General features: G+C 54.9%; 16 protein-coding genes. 9 read left to right on the forward strand and 7 right to left on the reverse strand.

The annotated features are described in order from the left end of the window. Positions 1-31 precede the first annotated feature (31 nt). Genes gspD through PY990_RS14335 form a run of 7 tightly spaced genes read left to right on the forward strand, consistent with a single transcriptional unit; the run spans position 32 to position 10,303 of the window. Positions 32-2,368 (forward strand): type II secretion system secretin GspD, encoded by a 2,337-nt coding sequence (gene gspD / locus PY990_RS14305; protein WP_275272176.1) that lies wholly within the window; start codon positions 32-34, stop codon positions 2,366-2,368. After that, the gene (gene gspE, locus PY990_RS14310) at positions 2,368-3,828 is read left to right on the forward strand and encodes a type II secretion system ATPase GspE (RefSeq protein ID WP_171101041.1); all 1,461 of its coding nucleotides are present in this window, start codon (positions 2,368-2,370) and stop codon (positions 3,826-3,828) included. Before gspD ends, gspE begins: the two co-directional genes overlap by 1 nt. Before the next feature lie 18 nt (positions 3,829-3,846). Next, positions 3,847-5,061 (forward strand): type II secretion system inner membrane protein GspF, encoded by a 1,215-nt coding sequence (gene gspF, locus PY990_RS14315; protein WP_275272177.1) that lies wholly within the window; start codon positions 3,847-3,849, stop codon positions 5,059-5,061. Further along, on the forward strand, positions 5,058-5,771 hold the full coding sequence (locus PY990_RS14320; RefSeq protein WP_275272178.1) for a response regulator transcription factor: 714 nt from the start codon (positions 5,058-5,060) through the stop codon (positions 5,769-5,771). Before gspF ends, PY990_RS14320 begins: the two co-directional genes overlap by 4 nt. A gap of 4 nt (positions 5,772-5,775) precedes the next feature. Continuing rightward, positions 5,776-7,674 carry a sensor histidine kinase gene (locus tag PY990_RS14325; RefSeq protein WP_275272179.1) on the forward strand — a complete coding sequence of 633 codons (1,899 nt, stop codon included), beginning with the start codon at positions 5,776-5,778 and terminating at the stop codon, positions 7,672-7,674. Positions 7,675-7,685: 11 nt separating this feature from the next. After that, a complete protein-coding gene (locus PY990_RS14330; protein ID WP_105027563.1) occupies positions 7,686-8,399 on the forward strand; it encodes a response regulator in 714 nt (237 codons plus the stop codon). Continuing rightward, positions 8,396-10,303 (forward strand): sensor histidine kinase, encoded by a 1,908-nt coding sequence (locus PY990_RS14335; protein WP_275272180.1) that lies wholly within the window; start codon positions 8,396-8,398, stop codon positions 10,301-10,303. Before PY990_RS14330 ends, PY990_RS14335 begins: the two co-directional genes overlap by 4 nt. Positions 10,304-10,345: 42 nt before the next feature. Here PY990_RS14335 and PY990_RS14340 read toward each other — a convergent pair whose 3' ends face one another. From PY990_RS14340 to PY990_RS14365, 6 genes are all read right to left on the reverse strand, one after another. Then, on the reverse strand, positions 10,346-11,281 hold the full coding sequence (locus PY990_RS14340) for a hydroxymethylglutaryl-CoA lyase (RefSeq protein ID WP_413789545.1): 936 nt from the start codon (positions 11,279-11,281) through the stop codon (positions 10,346-10,348). A gap of 5 nt (positions 11,282-11,286) precedes the next feature. After that, complete coding sequence (locus PY990_RS14345; RefSeq protein WP_275272182.1) at positions 11,287-13,338, reverse strand: acetyl/propionyl/methylcrotonyl-CoA carboxylase subunit alpha; 2,052 nt, start codon at positions 13,336-13,338, stop codon at positions 11,287-11,289. 16 nt (positions 13,339-13,354) lie between these two features. Further along, a complete protein-coding gene (locus PY990_RS14350; protein WP_275272183.1) occupies positions 13,355-14,152 on the reverse strand; it encodes an enoyl-CoA hydratase-related protein in 798 nt (265 codons plus the stop codon). A gap of 32 nt (positions 14,153-14,184) precedes the next feature. Then, entirely contained in the window at positions 14,185-15,795 is a 1,611-nt protein-coding gene (locus tag PY990_RS14355) for a carboxyl transferase domain-containing protein (protein ID WP_275272184.1), read from the reverse strand. Between the two features lie 2 nt (positions 15,796-15,797). After that, complete coding sequence (locus PY990_RS14360; protein ID WP_275272185.1) at positions 15,798-16,406, reverse strand: 2-hydroxychromene-2-carboxylate isomerase; 609 nt, start codon at positions 16,404-16,406, stop codon at positions 15,798-15,800. 82 nt (positions 16,407-16,488) lie between these two features. Continuing rightward, positions 16,489-17,157: an exopolysaccharide biosynthesis protein gene (locus tag PY990_RS14365; RefSeq protein WP_105027570.1), complete on the reverse strand. Its 669-nt coding sequence runs from the start codon at positions 17,155-17,157 to the stop codon at positions 16,489-16,491. Positions 17,158-17,314: 157 nt separating this feature from the next. Between PY990_RS14365 and PY990_RS14370 the strand changes: the two genes are divergently transcribed. Further along, positions 17,315-17,803, forward strand: coding sequence for a hypothetical protein (locus tag PY990_RS14370; protein WP_275272186.1), 489 nt, complete (start codon positions 17,315-17,317; stop codon positions 17,801-17,803). A gap of 53 nt (positions 17,804-17,856) precedes the next feature. Here PY990_RS14370 and PY990_RS14375 read toward each other — a convergent pair whose 3' ends face one another. Further along, positions 17,857-19,368, reverse strand: coding sequence for a flavin-containing monooxygenase (locus tag PY990_RS14375; RefSeq protein ID WP_105027574.1), 1,512 nt, complete (start codon positions 19,366-19,368; stop codon positions 17,857-17,859). 132 nt (positions 19,369-19,500) lie between these two features. On the opposite strand from PY990_RS14375, the gene PY990_RS14380 reads away from it, so the two are divergent. Continuing rightward, positions 19,501-20,226 (forward strand): nitroreductase, encoded by a 726-nt coding sequence (locus PY990_RS14380; protein ID WP_275272187.1) that lies wholly within the window; start codon positions 19,501-19,503, stop codon positions 20,224-20,226. Positions 20,227-20,353 lie beyond the last annotated feature (127 nt).

Consider the following 20,353-nt stretch of genomic DNA (forward strand, 5'->3'; position numbering starts at 1 on the left):
AGTGAGCTTGAACACTGCACGCATGGGACAAATGAAACGCTCGCTTTTGAGCATTGCACTGGCTTCGATGGGCTTGGGACTGGGTGTTGCAGGCCATGCACAAAACCTGAACCTTCAAAGCACAGCGCGGGTGCAAAACAGCCAGGAAGACAAATTCGCATTGAACTTTGTGAATGCAGACATTGACGCCGTGGTGCGCGCAATTGGCTCGTTTACCAATCAAACATTCGTTGTAGACCCCCGCGTGCGCGGTACGATTTCGCTGGTTTCGCCCCAACCCCTGAGCGCGGCCGATGCCAAGAATGCCCTGTTGGCTGCCCTGCGCCTGCAAGGTTTCACGATTGTTGAAAGCGGCGGCATAGCCCGCGTTTTGCCTGAAAACGATGCCAAAGTGCAGGCCGACAGTGTAGACCCCCGCAAAGCCATGAACCAAAGCGGCAATGCGATCGTGACGCAAGTGTTTCAGCTGAACTATGAATCGGCCACCGCACTGGTGCCAGTGCTACGCCCTTTGATTGCGCCCAACAACACGATTGCTGCCTACCCCAACAACAACACCTTGGTGATCACCGATTACGCAGACAACCTGCAACGAATCGCCCGCATTATTGCCAGCATTGATGGCCCATATTCTGGCGACCTGGAAGTGGTGCCCCTTGAGCATGCCCTGGCCGTGGATTTGGCCGCCATTCTGGGCCGCATGCTGGATGAAGGCAACCGGGGCACGGGTGCCGCGGTGGATGCGGGTCAACGATTGTCTGTGATGGCCGACCCGCGCACCAACTCGCTGTTGCTGCGCACGCCGAGCAAAGCCCGCCTGAACCTGGCGAAGGCCCTGATTGCAAAATTGGACCAACCCACCAAACAACCCGGCAATGTGTGGGTGGTGTACCTGAAAAATGCCGAGGCCGCCAAGCTGGCGAAAACGCTGCAGGCTGTGCTCAGCAGCAGCCCGATTTCCGACAACAACAGCTCGTCCGGTCTAAGCTCACTGTCCGGCGGCGGCGTTGCTGGTGGATTGGGAGGTGACACCTCCAACACCAACAACAGCACGCGCAACGTTACCAACGGCAGCGCTGGTCTCGGTGGTTCCAGCAGCCTGGGGTCTTCGCTGGGTGGTGGCACCTCCAGCGGGCAATTGAGCGCCGCTTCGGGCAATGTAGATTTGAACAACGGCGGCATTGTGCAGGCCGATCCCTCCACCAATTCGCTGATTATTACCGCACCCGAACCCATTTACCGCAACCTGCGATCCATCATCGAAAAGCTGGATGTACGCCGTGCGCAGGTATTCGTAGAGTCACTGATTGTTGAAGTGTCTACCGACAAAGCTGCCGAGTTTGGCATTCAATTTCAGGGCTTGTCGGGCGTGGGCGCTGACGGTGTACGTGTCATTGGTGGCACCAACTTCAACGATCCAGGTTCTGGCAGCAATATCTTGGGTGCAGCCACCAACCTGGGCTCTGTGGGCCGCGGCCTGAACATTGGTGTGATTGATGGGCAAGTGAACATTCCCGGCATTGGTACCATTTCCAACCTCGGCTTTTTGGCCCGTGCGCTGGAAAGCAAGGCCAACGCCAACATTCTATCTACTCCAAACATTCTGACGCTGGACAATGAAGAAGCCAAAATCGTGATTGGCCAGAACGTGCCTTTCATTACCGGGCAATTCACCAACAGCGGTGGCAACGGCGCCACGGTCAACCCATTCCAGACCATCGAACGACAAGACGTGGGCCTGACCTTGCGTGTTAAGCCGCAGGTGTCTGAAGGCGGCATTGTGAAATTGGGTATTTTTCAGGAAGTGAGCTCGGTGGTGGACAGCACCAACGTGTCGGGCATTATTACCAACAAGCGCTCCATTGAAAGCAATGTGTTGGTAGAAACAGGCAACATCATTGTGCTGGGTGGATTGGTTGAAGACCGGGTCACCGGCAACGAGGAAAAGGTGCCGGGTTTGGGCGACGTGCCCGTGCTGGGGCAGTTCTTTCGCTATGACAACCGCCGTCGCCAGAAAACCAACCTGATGGTATTTTTGCGGCCCGTGGTAGTTCGCAACGAGGACCAAGCCCAAAGCATTGTAACGAACCGATACGATTACATGCGCCAGCTTCAACAGGAAAACCAGCCCGAGAGACGCTTTGGCTTGCCCAATATGGAAGCACCCGTGCTGCCCAGCCGCCGCCCTGCTGATGTGGCGCGCCCCAACACTGTGGCACCAGCCCAGAGCAATGGCGATCCAATCAACCTGACGCCAAGCAACCGAATTCTGGTGATTCCCCGCGCCGGCGAAAGCAGCAGCAATTCGGAGGTAGGTCCCAATGGCGGTCGCATAATTCGCGGCCGAACTTCAGGAAATACGCCCTGATGGAACTGCGCTTCAACCCACAAACAGTTGGCCGCCTGCACTACGGTTTTGCCCGGCAAAACCAGGTGCTGTGCCTGGATGCTCAAAGTGAATTGTGGCGCTTAGCATTCAGCCCGCGTACGCCCAGCCACGCGCTAATCGAGGCGCAACGCGTTGCGCCCTGCCCCATTGACTGGGTGTTTTGCGAAGACGCCGTGGTACTTGAAAAAACAATCAACCAGGCTTACTCAAACCAGGAAACCAGCGCGGCGGCTGTGGCCGATGAAGTGGCAGGCGACCTGGACCTGGACCAGTTGATGCAAGATATTCCGGCGGTTGAAGACCTGCTGGAAACCGAAGACGACGCACCGATTATTCGAATGATCAACGCCTTGCTGACGCAGGCCAGCCGCGATGGTGCATCAGATATTCACATTGAGGCGTTCGAGACTCACTCCGCGGTGCGATTCCGAGTGGATGGCACACTGCGCGATGTGTTGCAACCCCGCCGTGAATTGCACTCGGCCCTGATTTCACGCATCAAGATCATGGCCAGCCTGGACATTGCAGAAAAACGTTTGCCGCAAGACGGCCGTATTACCCTGCGCATTGGCGGCAAACCCATGGATGTGCGTGTTTCAACCTTGCCCACAGGCCACGGCGAACGTGCGGTGCTGCGTTTGCTGGACAAGGAAGCGGGCCGGCTTGAGCTGAGCCGCTTGGGCATGCCCGAGCACACCCTGAAGGAAATGGACCGGCTGTGCAACATGCCACATGGCATTATTTTGGTGACGGGTCCAACGGGGTCGGGCAAGACCACCACACTGTACGCTGCATTGTCGCGCATTGATTCTTCCACTACGAATGTAATGACCGTGGAAGACCCTGTGGAATACGATTTACCTGGCATTAGCCAAACCCCGGTGAACGCGAAAATCGACATGACTTTTGCCAAGGCCTTGCGCGCCATTTTGCGCCAAGACCCAGACGTAATCATGATTGGTGAAATCCGCGACCTTGAAACCGCACAAATTGCGGTGCAGGCGTCGCTGACGGGGCACTTGGTTTTGGCCACCCTACACACCAACGATTCCGTGAGTGCTGTGACGCGCCTGGTCGACATGGGCGTTGAACCATTTTTGTTGTCCTCAAGCCTCTTGGGTGTATTGGCCCAGCGCCTGGTACGCCGCCTATGCCCACATTGCAAAACCAGCACCCTGGATGAGCACGGCGACACGCATTGGCATGCCAATGGCTGCGACCAGTGCGGCCACACAGGCTACATAGGCCGTACCGGTGTATACGAACTGTTTACGATTGACGATGAATTGCGCACCATGGTGCACAACGAAAACTCGGAAGCCGAAATGCGCCAGCGCGCACAGGCCAAGGGCATGAAGAACATGCGGGAAGACGGCCAACGCTGGGTGACCAGTGGTACCACCACGCTGGAAGAACTGCTTCGAGTCACGAGAGACTGAACGAGAGACTAGGCAAATATGGCAGTTTTTCGATACGAGGCATTAAACGCCCAAGGCAAAACAGTGAAGGGCTCGATGGAGGCCGATTCCCCGCGAGCTGCACGCAACCAGATGCGCATGCAAGGCATGACACCGATTGAAGTGCTGGAGGTAGGCAGCGCGAAAATGACCGGCAAGAAAGCTGGGCGCTTTGACCGGGAGTTGAGTAACCGCGAAGTTGTGCTGTTAACCAGGCAACTGGCGAGCCTTCTGCAAGCCCGCCTGGCACTGGCCCAAGCCTTGGCTGCGCTAGTTGAGCAGGCTGAGAAACCATTAATACGGGAGCGAATCAACAGTATTCGCTCAGAAGTGGTTTCAGGCACACCGCTGAGCCAGGCGCTTGCGCAATATCCAAAAGCCTTTCCTGAGATGTACGTGGCCACTGTGGCCGCTGGTGAAAACACCGGTGATTTGGGCGGCGTATTGTCCAAACTGGCCGATGCGCTGGAAGCCCGCCAAGCCCTGCAGCAAAAGGTAAGCGCGGCATTCATTTACCCAGCCATTGTGACCGTGGTGGCGTTGATGGTGGTGATCGGCTTGCTCACCTATGTGGTACCACAAGTGGTGTCAGTGTTTGAGAGCAACAACCAAGCGTTGCCCACACTCACGGTGGTGATGATTGCCTTGTCAGACCTGCTTCGCGACTGGGGATGGTTAATGGCATTGGCGCTGGCGGTGGCGATTTACCTGTTTCGCAATGCGCTGAAAAACAAAGCATTCAAATTGAAATTCGATGAATTCGTGTTGACCATTCCGGTAGTGGGCCCATTCATTCGCGCAGTGAACACAGCACGCTTGGCCTCGACACTCTCGATATTGGTGGGCAGCGGCGTTCCAATTTTGAAGGCCTTGGCCGCCGCAAACCGCACATTGGGTAACAGTGCCTTGCAACTGGCCATGGTGGATGTTCAGGAGCGCGTAAAAGAAGGCAGTGGTTTGAGCAAAGCCATGGGAAAAAGCGGTTTGTTTCCGCCGGTGCTGACTCATCTTGTGGCCAGCGGCGAAGCCACAGGGCAACTGGCTGCCATGTTGGAACGTGCCTCAGACAGCCAGCGCACCGAGGTGGAACGCAAAGCGATGTGGCTCACCAGCTTGATGGAACCCATACTTATTTTGGTGATGGGCCTTATTGTGTTATTGATTGTACTGGCGGTGATGATGCCGATTATTGAAGTCAACCAACTGATCCAATGAACATACAAAGCAGAACAGAAGTTGGACAAAACACCATTCGCGTGATGCTGGTGGACGACGACGACCGCATTCAGCAAGCGCTGCGCCTGGCCATTGAAACCCACCCTGAACTGAATCTGGTTGGGCAGGCCTACACTTTGAAAGACGCTCTCGCTGTGGTTGGAGAGCTGCAACCTGAAGTGGTGCTGGTTGACCTCGGCCTGCCCGATGGCAGTGGGTTGGAGCTGATTGCCCACATTCACCAACACATGCCTGGTTGCGAGAGCATGGTATTGACCGTGTTTGGTGATGAATCACATGTGATCTCAAGCATCGAGGCAGGGGCTACGGGCTACCTCACGAAAGACACACGCACTGCCGACATTCTTGATCGATTGAAACAACTGCGCGCTGGTGGCTCCCCAATAAGCCCTGTGATTGCCCGGCGATTGCTGAACCGGTTTCGCGGGGTGCCCACACCCGATCAACTCCCCACCAGCAAAACATCGGCGAATCAGGAATTCACACCTTTGTCGGAACGGGAGCAACAGGTGCTGGAAATGGTGGCCAAGGGATTTATGCAAGCTGAAATTGCCGATATTCTCGGCGTGTCCATCAACACCATCAGCACCTACATCAAACGAATTTACAAAAAACTTGCAGTGAATTCCCGCACCAGCGCAGTTCACCGCGCCAATGCCTTGGGATTGATCAATTTAAAAGACTGCTAAAACAATGCCAGGTGCCCAACTGAAGCCCGCGTCAAGCTGGGCAAGACGACTTGGCCTGTTTTATGTGTTGGCCGTGTGTATCGCATTAAGCGGTGCTGCCCTGCTTTTTTACGAAATCGCCAAAGCCACCCCCTCAGATCCAGGCGCCATTGAATTAGGTATGGCGCGCTTTGCGGCACACACTGATTACCAAACCGAGCCGCCTGCGCACCTGGCAACAGCCACGGTGGTGCTATTGCCCCACCGAATCGACAACAAGTTGCGAGGCCCGGGCGGCTTTTACTGGTATGAAATGGATTTCACCGTGCTGCCGGAGAGCCGCATCGAGGCACTCTACATTCCACGCTTTGCCATGAATGCGGAGGTGTACCTGAATGGCGAGCGAATCGGTTACTTTGGCCCTATGACAGGCGCGTATGCAGAGCGCAACTGGAATCGCCCCCAAATTTTGAACCTGAGTACCCGGGTTTTGCGGCCCGGCAAAAACACACTGGCTATTCAAGTGCGGGCCTTTCCCGACTACTTGGCGGGCTTGTCTTCAATTTGGCTGGGCTCGGATGAAAACCTGCGCGAGGCCTACCGTTCGCGTTACGAGGTACAAGTGACCTCGGTTTACCTGAGCACAGCCTTTGTGTTGGGCGCAGGCATTGTGTTAACCATTCTGATTGGGATGGGCAAAACACGCAGCGGCCTGCTAATGTTGCTGGCTGCCACCTGTTTTTTGTGGGGCATTCGAAACCTGGCATTTTTGACCACAGTACCACCCGTTGAACATGGGCTGTGGATACAAATTACCCAAGGCGGCTTGCTGGTGTTCGCCAGTGTGATTGTGCTGTTGATCCTTTTGTATTGCCGTGTTCCCAAACACAGGCTTGAATGGAAAATATGGGGTGCCTACACAGCAAGCTTTCCGGTGCTGCTGATGATCAATGAAAACTGGGCACTGCGCCTGGTGGGCTACTACGGCATTCTTGGCTTGTGCATGTACAGCTGGAATGTGTTGCAACTGATGCGCTATGGCAACAGCAAGCAGTCGCTGGCACCGCACGCCTTCGGATTCGGCTTGCTGTGTTACATGGCCTTGAGTGTGTCTGATCTGCTTTTTCTCGCAGGCATTTTGCCCTTCGACGGTTATTTTTTGAACCAGTACATGGGTATTGCCATGTTTCTGGCCATGAGCTACTTTTTGATCGACCGATACAGCGGTTTGCTGGCTGAGTCGGATCGTTTCAATGAAACACTTCAAAATCGCCTGCTGGAGCGGGAGGCCGAACTGGCAGCGCAGTACCAGCGCTTGCAAAAAATTGATGAAGACAAGGTGAAAATGGCAGAGCGCCAACGTTTGATGGCCGACATGCACGATGGCTTGGGAGCCCACCTCGTGGCCGCAATTCACCACCTTCAATCCTCCAACTTCAATCGCAAGAACACATTGAACCTGCTTGAATCGGGCTTGCGGGATTTGCAGCTGACCATCGACTCGCTCGAACCGATTGAACAGGACCTAACTACCTTGCTGGGCGCATTCCGTTACCGTATCGCTGACAACATGCGCAGTGCGGGCATTCGGCTGCATTGGGTGATTGATGAAGACATACCCCCCATTCCCTACCTGGATGCACGCAACTGCCTGCATGTTCTGCGCATTGTTCAGGAAATTTTTACGAATATTTTAAAACACGCCAACGCCAGCGAAGTAAGCCTGCATGTTTCAAGGGGACCAAAATATGTGGGTGTTCATATTCAAGACAACGGCGTAGGATTTGTACTGGAGAGAAGCCAGCACGGCAGGGGTTTAAAAAACCTGAAACAGCGTGCGAGCGCTTTGGGCGGCAGCATCGATATTCACGCTGAAGCTGGGCAAGGCACCCGTTTTCTGCTCAAATTACCCTTGGATACCTAAACCGGCAAATCATGAACGCGCGAGATCTTGATCACATTGAAGCCAAGCCAGTCGGTGTGATCTTGGTCGAGGATGAACCCGCCACGCAAGACCACCTGACCCGCGTGATTGACTCCTCCCCTCACATGACATTGCTCGGCGTGGCCAGCACTGTTCAAGACGCCTACTCCCTGTTGTTCATGACCAACCCGAAAGTTGCGCTGATCGATTTGGGTTTGCCCGATTCATCAGGCATTGAGGTGATTGAGTGGCTTAGCAAACACAAACCCGAAACAGAGTGCCTGGTGATTACTGCATTTGGTGATGAAGACCATGTGGTGAGAAGCTTGGAAGCCGGCGCAAGCGGCTACCTGCTGAAAGACTATTCCAACGAAGAATTGATTGAACACATTCTGGAAGTGGCCAACGGCGGTTCGCCCATTAGCCCATTGATTGCACGCCAGTTGCTGTCAAAAATGCAAATGCCGCGCCCTGTCGATGCCGATTGTGCTCAAAACAAGGCCGATCAAGATGAATCGCAAAAAGCATGCAGCATTACCGACCGGGAATTGAAGGTGATTCAACAAGTGGCCCGTGGTTTTACAGCGCAGGAAATTGCAGCGCAAATGGGTATTTCAACCCACACAGTGGCGACTCACGTGAAGCGCATTTACAAAAAACTGCACGTGCACAGCAGGTCTGAAGCGGTGTATGAAGCCACCCTTCTGGGGCTGCTTGACCTTTGAGCCTGACTCCCGCTGACCGCCTTTTTATTGGGCGTTTCCTGCTTCTTTTTGTGGCGACACTGGTTGTGGCGTTGTTGGGTACATTCAAAGCCCCACTGCCCGCCCTGGGTGACAAGAATTCACACCAGCAAGCCTATTTGTTTCAGCAGGCCAAGGTACTTTTCTCCAATGACCCCACCTTGAGCGCCGGTGATGTGTTGTCGCTGAACGCAAAAAAAACCGTGGTACTTCCCGATTCCTGGGACACGACACAACCTTCATTTGAAGGCCAGGGCTGGTATCAAATCGATTTTCGCCTGGACCCCGACAAACCGGTACCCAACGCGGTGTTCGTGCCAAGGGCCATCATGAATGCCCATGCGTATTTGAACGGTCACTGGATTGGCGGACTGGGCTCCCTGGAAGGCAACATTACCCGACACTGGAATTACCCCTACCTGTTCCAGTTTTCGCCCGACCTGCTTGCCCCCGGTAACAACACCTTGCTGATTCAGGTGGCGGGTTACAAAAACTACCGAAGTGGACTGGGAAGGGTGTGGCTGGGGTCCAACAGCGCACTTGAACCCATGTACGAATCGTCGTACCGCTGGCAAGTGACCGGGTCGATGCTGGCCACCCTGGTGGCATTTGCCAGTGGTGTGTTGTTGCTGTTGTTTGCACGGGTATTTCGGGAACAGGAAGGGTTCTTTTTCTTCAGCCTTGCCGTGATAATTTTTGCCATTCGCAACACTGGCTATTTCATGGACTGGATTCCCCTGCCCCACGCGCAGTGGGGCCAGTTGGTCCACAGCCTGCATGCGTGGTTCGCCTGCCTGTATGGGTTGTTCCTGATCCGCTACATGAACCTGGGCTGGACCTGGATTCCGAAGGGCCTGCTGGCTTATGCAGTGGCAGTGTCGCTAATCACCTTTGTGGCAGGCAGCGAACAAATCCTGAATTTCACATTCTGGCTGCTGTTACCGGTAATTCCGGTGGTGTTTGCGCTCAACGTGCTGCTGCTGAGCCATTCCTGGCGTACGCGCAACTTTGAAGGCGCCATACTGGGTTGCAGTTCGCTGTTGTTTGTTTTGCTCAGCATTCGTGATTTGGCCACCATGCTGAACCTGCTGCCGATTGAATCCATTCTGCTTTCGCAGTACACCGGCATTTTGTTGTTTGTGTCGGCTTGCTGGGTTATTTTCAGGCGCTACCGCGCCTTGTTGCAAGAACTGAAAACGTCCAACGATTCGCTGAACTCCGAGTTGGCGATTCGCGAACAGCAGCTGTTTCGCCAATTCAATTTGCTGCGCAAAATTGAGCAGCAACGTGCCCAGGACGATGAACGACGACGCATTATGCAAGACATTCACGATGGGGTGGGTTCCAGTTTGGTATCGGCCCTGAACCTGAGCGAAACCAAGCCCTTGAGCCAGGATGAAATGCGCGATGTGTTGCAGGAATGCCTGGACGATTTGCGCATGGCGATTGATTCACTCGACCCACAAAGCGACGACCTGCTGGCGCTGTTGGGTAATTTCCGGTGGCGCTATGAACGCCGCTTGAAAGCCAGCGGTGTAACGCTATTATGGAGTGTGGCTGACATTCCAAAACTGGAGGGCTACAGCTCTCGCGACTTGTTCGACTTGCTGCGAATCGTGCAGGAAATTTTTGCCAACAGCCTCAAACATGCCAAAGCCAGCAAGATTGAATTGAGTGTGCGATGGGATGAGGCCAACGACAAAGTGTTGCTGAACATCAGCGACAACGGTGTGGGCATGCCCCAGAACACACTGGGGCGCGGACGTGGTTTGGCGCACATGAAAATTCGGGCCAAAGCCATTCGAATCGAGCTTTTCACTGGGCGCAACAGCCTTGAACAAGGTGTGGCAGTGTTCATGGCCATTCCTAGAATTCGTAGAAAATAAGCAGGGCAATTAGATGATTCTGGGGGTCACTTCCCCGAGCATTCAAGCACTTGTTTCCGCATTCAATTTATTCCACACCGCACGGCCAGCACGGCTGGTGTAAGGCTTGCCAATGCTGCCCGAAATCCACGCGCCAGTTTGCACCAGTTTGGTCAAGTTCAGACCGGTTTCAATGCCCATGCCCTGCAACAGGTAAACCACATCCTCGGTGGCCACGTTACCAGTTGCGCCTTTGGCATAAGGGCAACCGCCCAGGCCGGCAATCGAACTGTGGAAGGTAGACACACCCAACTGCAAGGCGGCCAGAATATTGGCCAGAGCTTGCCCATAGGTGTCGTGAAAGTGACCTGCCACATTGTGCAAACCCACGCTGTAACCCACCGCCTCGAACACCTGGCTAACCCGCAAGGCAGTGCCCACACCAATGGTGTCAGCCACGTCAAATTCCTGCACGCCGATGTCACGTAAACGCAAGGCCACCTCTGCAGCACTTTGCACCGGCACCTCACCTTGGTAGGGGCAACCCAGCGCACATGAAATGGAGCCGCGCAAGTGAATGTTGTGGGCTCGGGCCAGTTCGGCCACAGGTTTAAAGCGCTCAATGCTTTCTGCAATGGTGCAATTGATATTTTTTTGCGTGAATGCTTCCGAGGCAGCTGTGAAGACCACGGCCTCTTGCACGCCGGCTTCAATCGCAGCTTCCATGCCCTTGAGGTTGGGCACCAGGGCCGAGTACGACACTGTATGCTCCTGTATATCGGGAAGGGCTCGAAGGCCAGCCAACACATCCGCGCCATCGGCCATTTGTGGTACCCACTTGGGCGACACAAATGCTGCAGCCTCTAGCCTGTGAATTCCCGCCTCGATCAACTGCTTGCACAGTTCCACCTTGATGGCGGTGGAAATGGGCGTTTTCTCGTTCTGAAGGCCATCGCGTGGGCCAACCTCAACCAGAGTCACCTGCGAAGGAAGTTTGATCATGCTCATTTTGCTATGTCGTCTTCTGAAAAATGAATAAGCTCGGTGCCCTCGATCACCTGGTCACCCACCGGGTGTGGAATGGCCTGCACCACACCATCGCAGGGCGAGTTCAGGGTGTGCTCCATTTTCATGGCCTCCAGGCCAATCAAAGGCTGACCTTTTTTCACCCTGTCGCCCACTTTCACGAATACCGCGAATACCTTGCCTGGCATGGGTGCCGCCACACCATGGGCGTCATGCCCTTGGTCAGCGCGAATGTGCGCCGGGTTTTGCCATTGCAGATTGGTTTGCTCTGCGCCCACATGCACATTCAGATTGTCGCCATGCCAAATCAAATCAAACGCACTGCCGGCATGGGCACCCGACTGAATGTGCCCCTGAACGCGCGGTAGCTCACCGCGGGATGACACTGCTGAAAGCGTGACGTGCAATGCGGCCCCAGCACTTTGAATGCTGACTTGCTGCCCGCACACCGCGACATGAGTGTGGGTGGCCAGCGATGTGTCACGGCTCAACCAGCGGTCTTCCCGCAAAGGGGGCGAACTGGAATAAAAACCATCCAGCATGGCCAACGGATCTTTGCTGTTTCTGTTGTGCGGGTGCTGGTGCAAAGCCCAACGGGCAAGGCCCGCCAAGGCCTGCAGCGTGAGGGTGTCCATGGGGGTGGATGGATCAGTACCCATGGCCATTCGATCAATCAAACCCGTGTCGTAACCACCCGATGCAAATTCCGGATGCAGGCAGAGCCCGCGCAACCAGGCCAGGTTGTTTTTTACGCCGACACAGCGCAGCTGCGCCAATGCGTCAGCCAGTTTTTTTAATGCCGCATCGCGTGTGGGTGCCCAAGTAATCAGTTTGCCTACCATGGGGTCGTAATAAGGCGATACGGCCAAGCCAGAGCGCATGGAGGAGTCCAGACGAATTCCAGCTGTTCGGCCTGCGTGCGTACCGGTGCGAAACTCGATTGCATCGGGTGCTTCCCACAATTCAACGGTACCAATGGCAGGCAAAAACCCCTGCTCCGGGTTTTCGGCATACAGGCGCGCTTCAAACGCATGGCCGTCAATGTGAATGGTTTCCTGGGTCGCTGGCAAGGGCAAACCTGCCGCGATTTCAATTTGCCATTGAACCAGATCGAAACCGGTGATCATTTCAGTCACCGGGTGCTCCACCTGCAAGCGGGTGTTCATTTCCATGAAATAGAATTCGCCGCGCGCGTCCAGCAAAAACTCCACCGTGCCAGCGCCCACATAATTCACAGCCTTGGCCACTTGCACCGCTGTGCGCCCAAAGGCTTCACGCTGTTGCTCGGTGAGCCCGAATGCAGGTGCTTCCTCAATCACTTTTTGGTGGCGACGCTGTGCCGAGCAATCACGTTCAAACAGATGCACTACATTGCCGTGGGTGTCGGCAAACACCTGCACTTCCACATGGCGAGGCTGGATAATCTGTTTTTCGAGCATCACGGTGGCATCGCCAAATGCGTTTTTGGCCTCGCGCTGGCAACTTTCAAGTGCGGCTTGCAAGTCGCCTGCGTTACTGACAATTCGAATGCCCTTGCCACCACCGCCGGCCACCGCCTTGATCATCAGCGGAAAACCGATTCGCTCAGCTTCAGCCTGCAAGGTAGCGAGCGATTGGTCTGCGCCAAAGTAACCAGGAATGAGCGGTACACCCGCTGGTTGCACGCAGGCCTTGGCCGCGCTTTTGCTGCCCATGATGCGAATGGCTTGCACACCGGGGCCAATGAAGGTGATGTGTGCGTCGGCACAAGCCTGCGCGAAGGCGGCATTCTCGGACAGAAAACCGTAGCCAGGGTGAATGGCCTGCGCGCCGGTTTGCCGGGCTGCTGCAATCACTTTGTCGATATTCAGGTAGCTTTGCGCAGCCTCGGGCTCGCCAAGGCACACCGCTTCATTGCATTCCTGCACATGCAGGGCCTGTGCGTCAGCCGTGGAATACACCGCCACGGTTTGAATACCCATGGCTTGCGCGGTGCGGTTAATTCGGCGGGCTATTTCGCCACGGTTGGCAATCAGTATTTTGGTGAACATTGTGTGAATAACCTTTTTAGCCAACCCACTTCGGTTTGCGTTTTTCCATGAAAGCCATCATGCCTTCGGCAGCTTCGGCACTGCCGCGCACTTCAGCTAGTCGTGCAGCCACATCGGCGTGTGTTTCATCGGCGGTGATGTCCATGCGTGACACATCGCGAACGAGTTTTTTGCACGCCGCCATGGCATCGGGGGCGCAACTGTCCAGCTCGGCAAGAATCGATTCCAGCTTCGCATCCAGTGTGTCGGGCGTGGTCAGTTCATGCACCATGCCCAACTCGTACGCTTTCTCAGCCGTGAATGTTTCGCCAGTGATGAAATAGCGGCGCGCAGCCTGCACACCCATGGCTTGAACCACATAGGGGCTGATGGTGGCGGGTATCAAACCACGCTTGACTTCCGGCAAGCTGAATTTCACATTGTTGCTGGCCACAATAATGTCGCTGGCACTGACCAGGCCAGTGGCACCTGCCAGGCACAAGCCGTGCACACGCGCCACCACGGGCTTGGGGCATTCGGCAATGCCGCGAAACAGGCTGGTAAGTGTGATGCCGCTGGTTTTGTTGCTGGCCGCCTGCTGCGCCATTTGCATCATGTAGCTTAAGTCGGCGCCCGAACAAAATGCATCACTATTTGCAGCCAGCACAATCGCGCGTGTGTCAGGGTCATTGCCCAAACGCTGGAAAGCCTCGACCAGCATGGCAATCATTTCGCCGTTCATGGCGTTTTTAATGTGCGGGCGGTTCAGCATCAGCCACACGGATTTACCCTTTCGGGTTTCAATCACGGGCTTTTCATTTGATTGCTCTGTCATCTCAAGGTCTCCGTTTTTATTCTTGTGCGTATTTACATTCTGTAAACGCCGAACTTCGTATCCGGAATTTCGGCATTCAAGCTGGCTGAAATGGCCATGCCCAAAATACGGCGGGTGTCTGCGGGGTCAATCAGGCCATCGTCCCAAAGCCTTGCAGTGGCGTAATACGGCTGACTTTGTTCATCGAATTGCTTGAGTGTAGGGGCTTTGAATTCGGCTTCTTCTTCCTTGCTCCAGGTGCCGCCTTTGGCCTCAATCTGGTTTCGCTTCACGGTGGCCAACACGCCAGCAGCCTGTTCGCCGCCCATCACGCTAATTCGGGCATTGGGCCACATCCACATGAAACGCGGGCTGTAGGCACGACCGCACATGCCGTAGTTGCCGGCACCGAAGGAGCCACCAATCACCACTGTGAATTTGGGCACCTTTGCACAGGCCACTGCCATGACCATTTTCGCGCCATGGCGTGCAATGCCTTCGTTTTCTACTTTCTTGCCCACCATGAAACCGGTGATGTTTTGCAAAAACACCAAGGGGATCTTGCGTTGGCAACACAGCTCAATGAAGTGAGCGCCTTTCTGGGCTGACTCGGAAAACAAAATGCCGTTGTTGGCCACAATGCCGACCGGCATGCCATACAGGCGCGCAAATCCACACACCAGCGTATTGCCAAAGCGGGCTTTGAATTCATCGAATTCGCTGCCATCGACCAAGCGGGCAATGATGTCACGCACATCGAATGGTTTTTTCGCATCGGTGGGCACAATGCCGTAAATTTCCTCGGCGCTGTACAGGGGCTCTTTGGATTCCGTCAAAGCCCATGGGTAGCGTTTCTCGGGTCGACCCAAATTGGCCACAATGCGGCGGGCAATTTCGAGTGCATGTTGGTCGTTTTCAGCCAAATGGTCGGCCACGCCAGAAAGCCGGGTGTGCACGTCGGCTCCACCCAACTCTTCGGCACTGACAATTTCGCCCGTGGCGGCTTGCACCAAGGGTGGACCACCCAGAAAAATCGTGGCCTGGTTTTTCACGATGATGGCTTCATCGCTCATGGCGGGCACGTACGCACCACCGGCGGTACAGCTGCCCATGACCACCGCAATTTGCGCAATGCCTTGCGCGCTCATATTGGCTTGGTTGAAAAAAATTCGTCCGAAGTGATCGCGGTCTGGAAACACTTCGTCTTGATTGGGCAGGTTGGCCCCGCCAGAGTCGACCAGGTAAATACAGGGCAAATTGTTTTCAGCCGCTACTTCTTGCGCGCGCAGGTGTTTCTTCACGCTCAAGGGGTAATAGGTGCCGCCTTTTACCGTGGCGTCGTTGCACACAATCATGCAATCCACACCGCTGACGCGACCAATGCCTGCAATTGCACCAGCACCCGGCGCAGCACCACCGTACATGCCCCATGCAGCCAGGGGTGCCAGTTCCAGAAAGGGTGAACCAGGGTCGAGCAAACCAGCCACACGTTCGCGGGGCAGCAGCTTGCCACGCGCTGTGTGCCGTTCATTGGCCACTTTGCCACCGCCTTGTGCCACCACGGCCAGGTTGGCCTTTAACTCGTCGACCAGTTTTTTAAGCGCTGCTGAATTGACAGCAAAGTCGGGGCGGTTTTTAACATTGTTGGAATCAAGAACGGCCATGTTCAGAAAGGCCCCTGCACAACCCAGCGACGCAATTGTTCCATGCGATCCTGACCCCAGAAGGCTTCACCATCCACCACAAAGTACGGTGCGCCAAACATGCCGGCGTCGATGGATTCCTGCACCGCGTTTTTCATTTGCTCCTTCACCGCATCCGTTTGGGCACCTGCAATCAAGGCTGCACCATCCAGTCCGATGGAATCGGCCACCGCCTGCACAGTTGAATCTTCGGTAATGTCCTGCCCATCCACAAAATAGGCTTTGTAGAGGGCACGGGTCAGTTCACCCGCTTTTTCAGGCTGGGTGTTCAGCACCTGCAAAATGGCACGTGAGCCAGTGGTGGCATTGATGGGGAATTTTTTGGGCCAATTGATTTTCAAACCATGAAAGCGCGCAGTGCGTGCAAAGTCTTTTGCGGAGTACTTGCCCTTGGCCGGGTTCATCATGGGCGCGGTGTTGCCGGTGCTTTTGAATACGAAGCCCAACAGGGTCGGCTTGTAATTCACACTGCGGTTACCTTCGGCAGCAATTTCCTCGATTTGCTCGGCGGCCACATAGCTGTAGGGGCTGGTCAGGTCGAAATAGAAATCAATCGTTTGTTTGGTAGTCATGGTGCTGTTGGGCTCCAGATTGAGGTTATTCCTGTGATTCTAACGAACTTAAGGGATACTTCGCGGTGTGGCTTGCGCCTTGTCAGGAAAAAAGCCAACCCAGCCATTGGCTGGCCCATGGTTGCTTTGAAACCCACACAAACACAGCATAGCCACCCCACCACAACAGCACCACCAGCAAAGCCGCCAGCACCGTGAACACGTAGCCCGCCAGCACCAGCCTTCCATCGCGCACCCGTAAACCAAAGGTGATGCACACCATGGCCGCAGCCGGCAGCACATTGTCGAATGAGGCAAAAGGCACAGGTGCGGCCATGCACAAGCCCGCGAACGACAAGACCAAGCCATTCACCGGGCGCATGCGCGGATGACTCATGATGAACAGGCGCGGTTTGCTGTGCGGCGCAACCCGGCGGATAAATACCCCCAAAAACCTTTTAAGCACCTGGGCCGCATTCGGTGGCAAACGCTTTTCACCAATTTTTCTGGGAATGGGCACACCAAACCCCAAGGCGTACCCCACGCCCAGCAAAAAAGTAAGGTATCCAAGGCTTGTGGCCACCCCCGGAATGCCAAAAGGCAGTAACAAGGGCAAAGCAGCCAAGCCGATCCACGTAAGCTGTTGCTTGGGACTACGGCCGATGGCATCAGCCACGGTGGCCTGCGCCATATTGTCAGCAAACAGCACGACACGCCGCCATGCATAGGGCAGTTCTTCGAGCTGTCTGTCTTGATCGATCGGGTTGGACAAAATTGATAAATAGGGTGATTGGCCAGGTATCTTAGGCGATATTGCGCTTACCCATGGACTGGTATACCTATTTCGAGCGAAGGGTAAGCCCGATAGACAACATCATCACCTAAGTATCACTCTAGATGATGAAAACGTATTCATCACAGGGGTCTTCATGTTCAAACACACTTGCCTGTTAATTGCCTTGGGTATTGGCGCTGCGCCTATCCAACCCGCCTTCGCAGAACGCTTTGCCGAAGTGCCCCGCCCGATTGATTACTTTGTAAACGGCGAGGAAATCCTCGCGGTGAATACACTTCGCGACGACATTCGCGCCCAAGGCAATTTCCCTTTGGCAAAAGCATTGCTGACTATCGGCCGAGACGATCTGCTGGGCTTGAACCGTCGCCTGGACAGCTTTGACACAGGTACCCTGGAAACTCCCTTGGGCGGCGAATTCGAGGTGGACAAGGAACAGGTGGCGCAATTTCTCACTGCGCGTGCGCAGCGGGCCAGCCGCGGTTTGAATGGCGGATTTGACACACCATTGGGCGGCAATTTCAGCGATGGCAATATGGAACAGGCGGTTCAGTTTCGCAGTGAGCGCGCAGTGCGCGCAACCCGTGGTTTGAATCGGCTTGGATACAGAAGCGGATTCAATTGATTCAAACAACAAGGGCTGCATTGCTGCAGCCCTTTGATCAATCAGGTGAACAATCAAGCCGCCTGCTTGGCCTGTGACTTACGACCTGAAGATTTTTTGCCTGTTACTGCGCCCGCTTTTGCAAACTCCAACACGCCATCTTCAATCTTGCCTTTTTTCAACACCGGGCGATCGGCCAGGTAGTTGTTCACCACAGTCCAAGGTGCAGCCGGACCCTGCTTGGGCAGGCGATCTGCGGCACGTTTCATGTAGCCGGCTTCCAGGTCAAACATGGGGGTGTCATCGGCCTCAACGCCTTCGGCGTTGGGCACCACACGGTTATAACCATGCTTGTCCATGTGATTCAGGACACGGCAAACAAATTCCGCGGCCAAATCCGCCTTCAAGGTCCACGAGGCATTGGTATAACCAAACACCATCGCGAAGTTGGGGATGCTGCTCATCATCACCCCCTTGTAGCTCATCACTTCGCCCACGTTCACGGGCTTGCCGTCCACGTGTGCAGTCAGGCCACCCAGAATTTGCAGGTCAAGGCCGGTGGCAGTGATGATGATGTCGGCCTCAAGAACCTGACCACTTTTCAGCTTGATGCCATTGCTGACAAAGGTATCAATGTGGTCAGTCACAATGTCGGCTTTGCCTTTCTTCAGCACCTTGAACAAATCACCGTCGGGCACCACGCACAGGCGCTGATCCCAAGGGTTGTAACTGGGGGTGAAGTGCTTCATGTCGAAGGTTTTTCCCATGCGCGCACGGGTTGCCCCCAGCAGCAAACGCTTGATCGCCTGTGGGCGTTCTTTGCTCAACTTAAAGATCAGGCGTTGCAAACCAATGTTGCGGGCACGGCCGATGTTGTACACCCAGGTGTCGGGCATGAATTTTTTCAGCACCACGGAAACTGGGTCCACTGACGGGATGGAGGCAATGTAAGTGGGCGAACGCTGCAACATGGTCACATGGCTTGCTGTGTCGGCCATGGCTGGCACCAGGGTAATCGCGGTTGCACCACTGCCAATGACCACCACGCGCTTGCCGGAGTAGTCCAGGTTTTCAGGCCACTGCTGTGGGTGTACCACAGTACCTTTGAAGTTTTTGATACCCGGAAATTCGGGGCTGTAGCCCTTGTCGTAATTGTAGTAACCGGTGCAACCCAGCAAGAAGTTGCTGGTGAACACCTGCTTCTCGCCAGTTTCCTCGATGATGCCTTCCACGGTCCACTGGTTGGCTTCTGAATCCCAATTGGCAGCAGTCACCTTCAAACCAAACTGGATATCCTTGATTACATCGTGTTCTTTGGCGGCTTCGGTCACATACTCACGAATTTCCTGGCCATTGGCCAAAACCTTCTCGCCCTTCCAGGGCTTGAAGCTGTAACCCAGAGTGAACATGTCGGAATCAGACCGGATACCGGGGTAGCGGAACAAGTCCCAAGTGCCTCCAATCGCTTTGCGACGCTCCAGAATTTTGATGCTTTTGCCTTTGCAGTTCTGCTTGATGTGGCATGCTGCACCAATGCCAGACAGACCGGCGCCGATAATCAGTACGTCTACGTGTGGATTGTTCATTGTTTTGTCCCCGTGGTTTGACCGTTCATGTGACTTTTTGTATTGTCAGTTGAGAGAATAGTGGCGAGCCGGGCCTGTTGGCTAGTAAGAAATACTCTAAACTGGGCCAACTATTACACAGAGCAAGGAAAAATGGAATTTCTTGACACATTGAAACAGCGCCACAGTGTGCGTGCTTTTGACCCCAAACCCGTGCCCGAAGAGGTGCTTGAACGCCTACTTTCACAGGCTGCACTGTCACCGAGTTGGTCCAATACGCACCCTTACCGAATCGCCCTGGCCACTGGCGACGTGCTGGAAAGTTTGCGCACCGAGCTGTATTCAAGATTTCAAGAGACCATCAAATTGCAACGCGGCGGCAAGCTGGCGCAAATCAAAGGGCTGTTGACCCGCAGCAAAGGCATTCCCGATGGCGATGTAAAACCTGTGGTGAACTACCCCAAGGATTTGCAGGCTCGCCGGGTGGAGTGTGGCAAAGGCTTGTACGGTGTATTGGGTGTAGCCCGAAACGACTTGAAAGCCCGCGACCAGGCCATGGCCGAAAACTTCCGCATGTTTGGGGCCCCCGCGGCTGCATTTGTGTTTGTTCACGAGGGCGTGGGTATTTACAGTGCGCTGGACGCCGGCATTTTTCTGCAAAGCCTGATGTTGGCTGCCACCAATGAAGGTTTGGGGACCTGCGCTCAAGGTGCGCTGGGGCTATTCCGCTCGCCTTTGGACAAGCACTTCGATATTCCGAAGCAATACAACCTGCTGTGCGGTGTGGCGATTGGCTATGAACTGGATGTACCGGTGAACAGGTTTCAGCCCGAGAAAATTGCGGCGAGTGAATTGATGCTGCCCAAGCGAGGGGCCTGAATGCACGCTGTTTAACAGCTCAATCGGCTTGGGTTCAGCTGTCCCGCAGCTTTCTTAATCGCCCACTTGGCTTGGGCTCAGCTGTCCCGCAGCTTCTTTCTTAATCGCCCGATCGGCTTGGGTTCCG

It is taken from the genome of Limnobacter olei (assembly GCF_029087225.1).
Lineage (GTDB): Bacteria > Pseudomonadota > Gammaproteobacteria > Burkholderiales > Burkholderiaceae_B > Limnobacter > Limnobacter olei.

What these genes read in the sequence shown, in the direction of transcription:
- PY990_RS14350 (WP_275272183.1), bottom strand. Translation starts at nt 14,152, where the DNA reads ATGACAGAGCAATCAAATGAAAAGCCCGTGATTGAAACCCGAAAGGGT.
- PY990_RS14345 (WP_275272182.1), bottom strand. Translation starts at nt 13,338, where the DNA reads ATGTTCACCAAAATACTGATTGCCAACCGTGGCGAAATAGCCCGCCGA.
- gspE (WP_171101041.1), top strand. Translation starts at nt 2,368, where the DNA reads ATGGAACTGCGCTTCAACCCACAAACAGTTGGCCGCCTGCACTACGGT.
- PY990_RS14320 (WP_275272178.1), top strand. Translation starts at nt 5,058, where the DNA reads ATGAACATACAAAGCAGAACAGAAGTTGGACAAAACACCATTCGCGTG.
- PY990_RS14330 (WP_105027563.1), top strand. Translation starts at nt 7,686, where the DNA reads ATGAACGCGCGAGATCTTGATCACATTGAAGCCAAGCCAGTCGGTGTG.
- gspF (WP_275272177.1), top strand. Translation starts at nt 3,847, where the DNA reads ATGGCAGTTTTTCGATACGAGGCATTAAACGCCCAAGGCAAAACAGTG.
- PY990_RS14375 (WP_105027574.1), bottom strand. Translation starts at nt 19,368, where the DNA reads ATGAACAATCCACACGTAGACGTACTGATTATCGGCGCCGGTCTGTCT.
- PY990_RS14325 (WP_275272179.1), top strand. Translation starts at nt 5,776, where the DNA reads ATGCCAGGTGCCCAACTGAAGCCCGCGTCAAGCTGGGCAAGACGACTT.
- gspD (WP_275272176.1), top strand. Translation starts at nt 32, where the DNA reads ATGAAACGCTCGCTTTTGAGCATTGCACTGGCTTCGATGGGCTTGGGA.
- PY990_RS14355 (WP_275272184.1), bottom strand. Translation starts at nt 15,795, where the DNA reads ATGGCCGTTCTTGATTCCAACAATGTTAAAAACCGCCCCGACTTTGCT.
- PY990_RS14370 (WP_275272186.1), top strand. Translation starts at nt 17,315, where the DNA reads ATGTTCAAACACACTTGCCTGTTAATTGCCTTGGGTATTGGCGCTGCG.
- PY990_RS14360 (WP_275272185.1), bottom strand. Translation starts at nt 16,406, where the DNA reads ATGACTACCAAACAAACGATTGATTTCTATTTCGACCTGACCAGCCCC.
- PY990_RS14380 (WP_275272187.1), top strand. Translation starts at nt 19,501, where the DNA reads ATGGAATTTCTTGACACATTGAAACAGCGCCACAGTGTGCGTGCTTTT.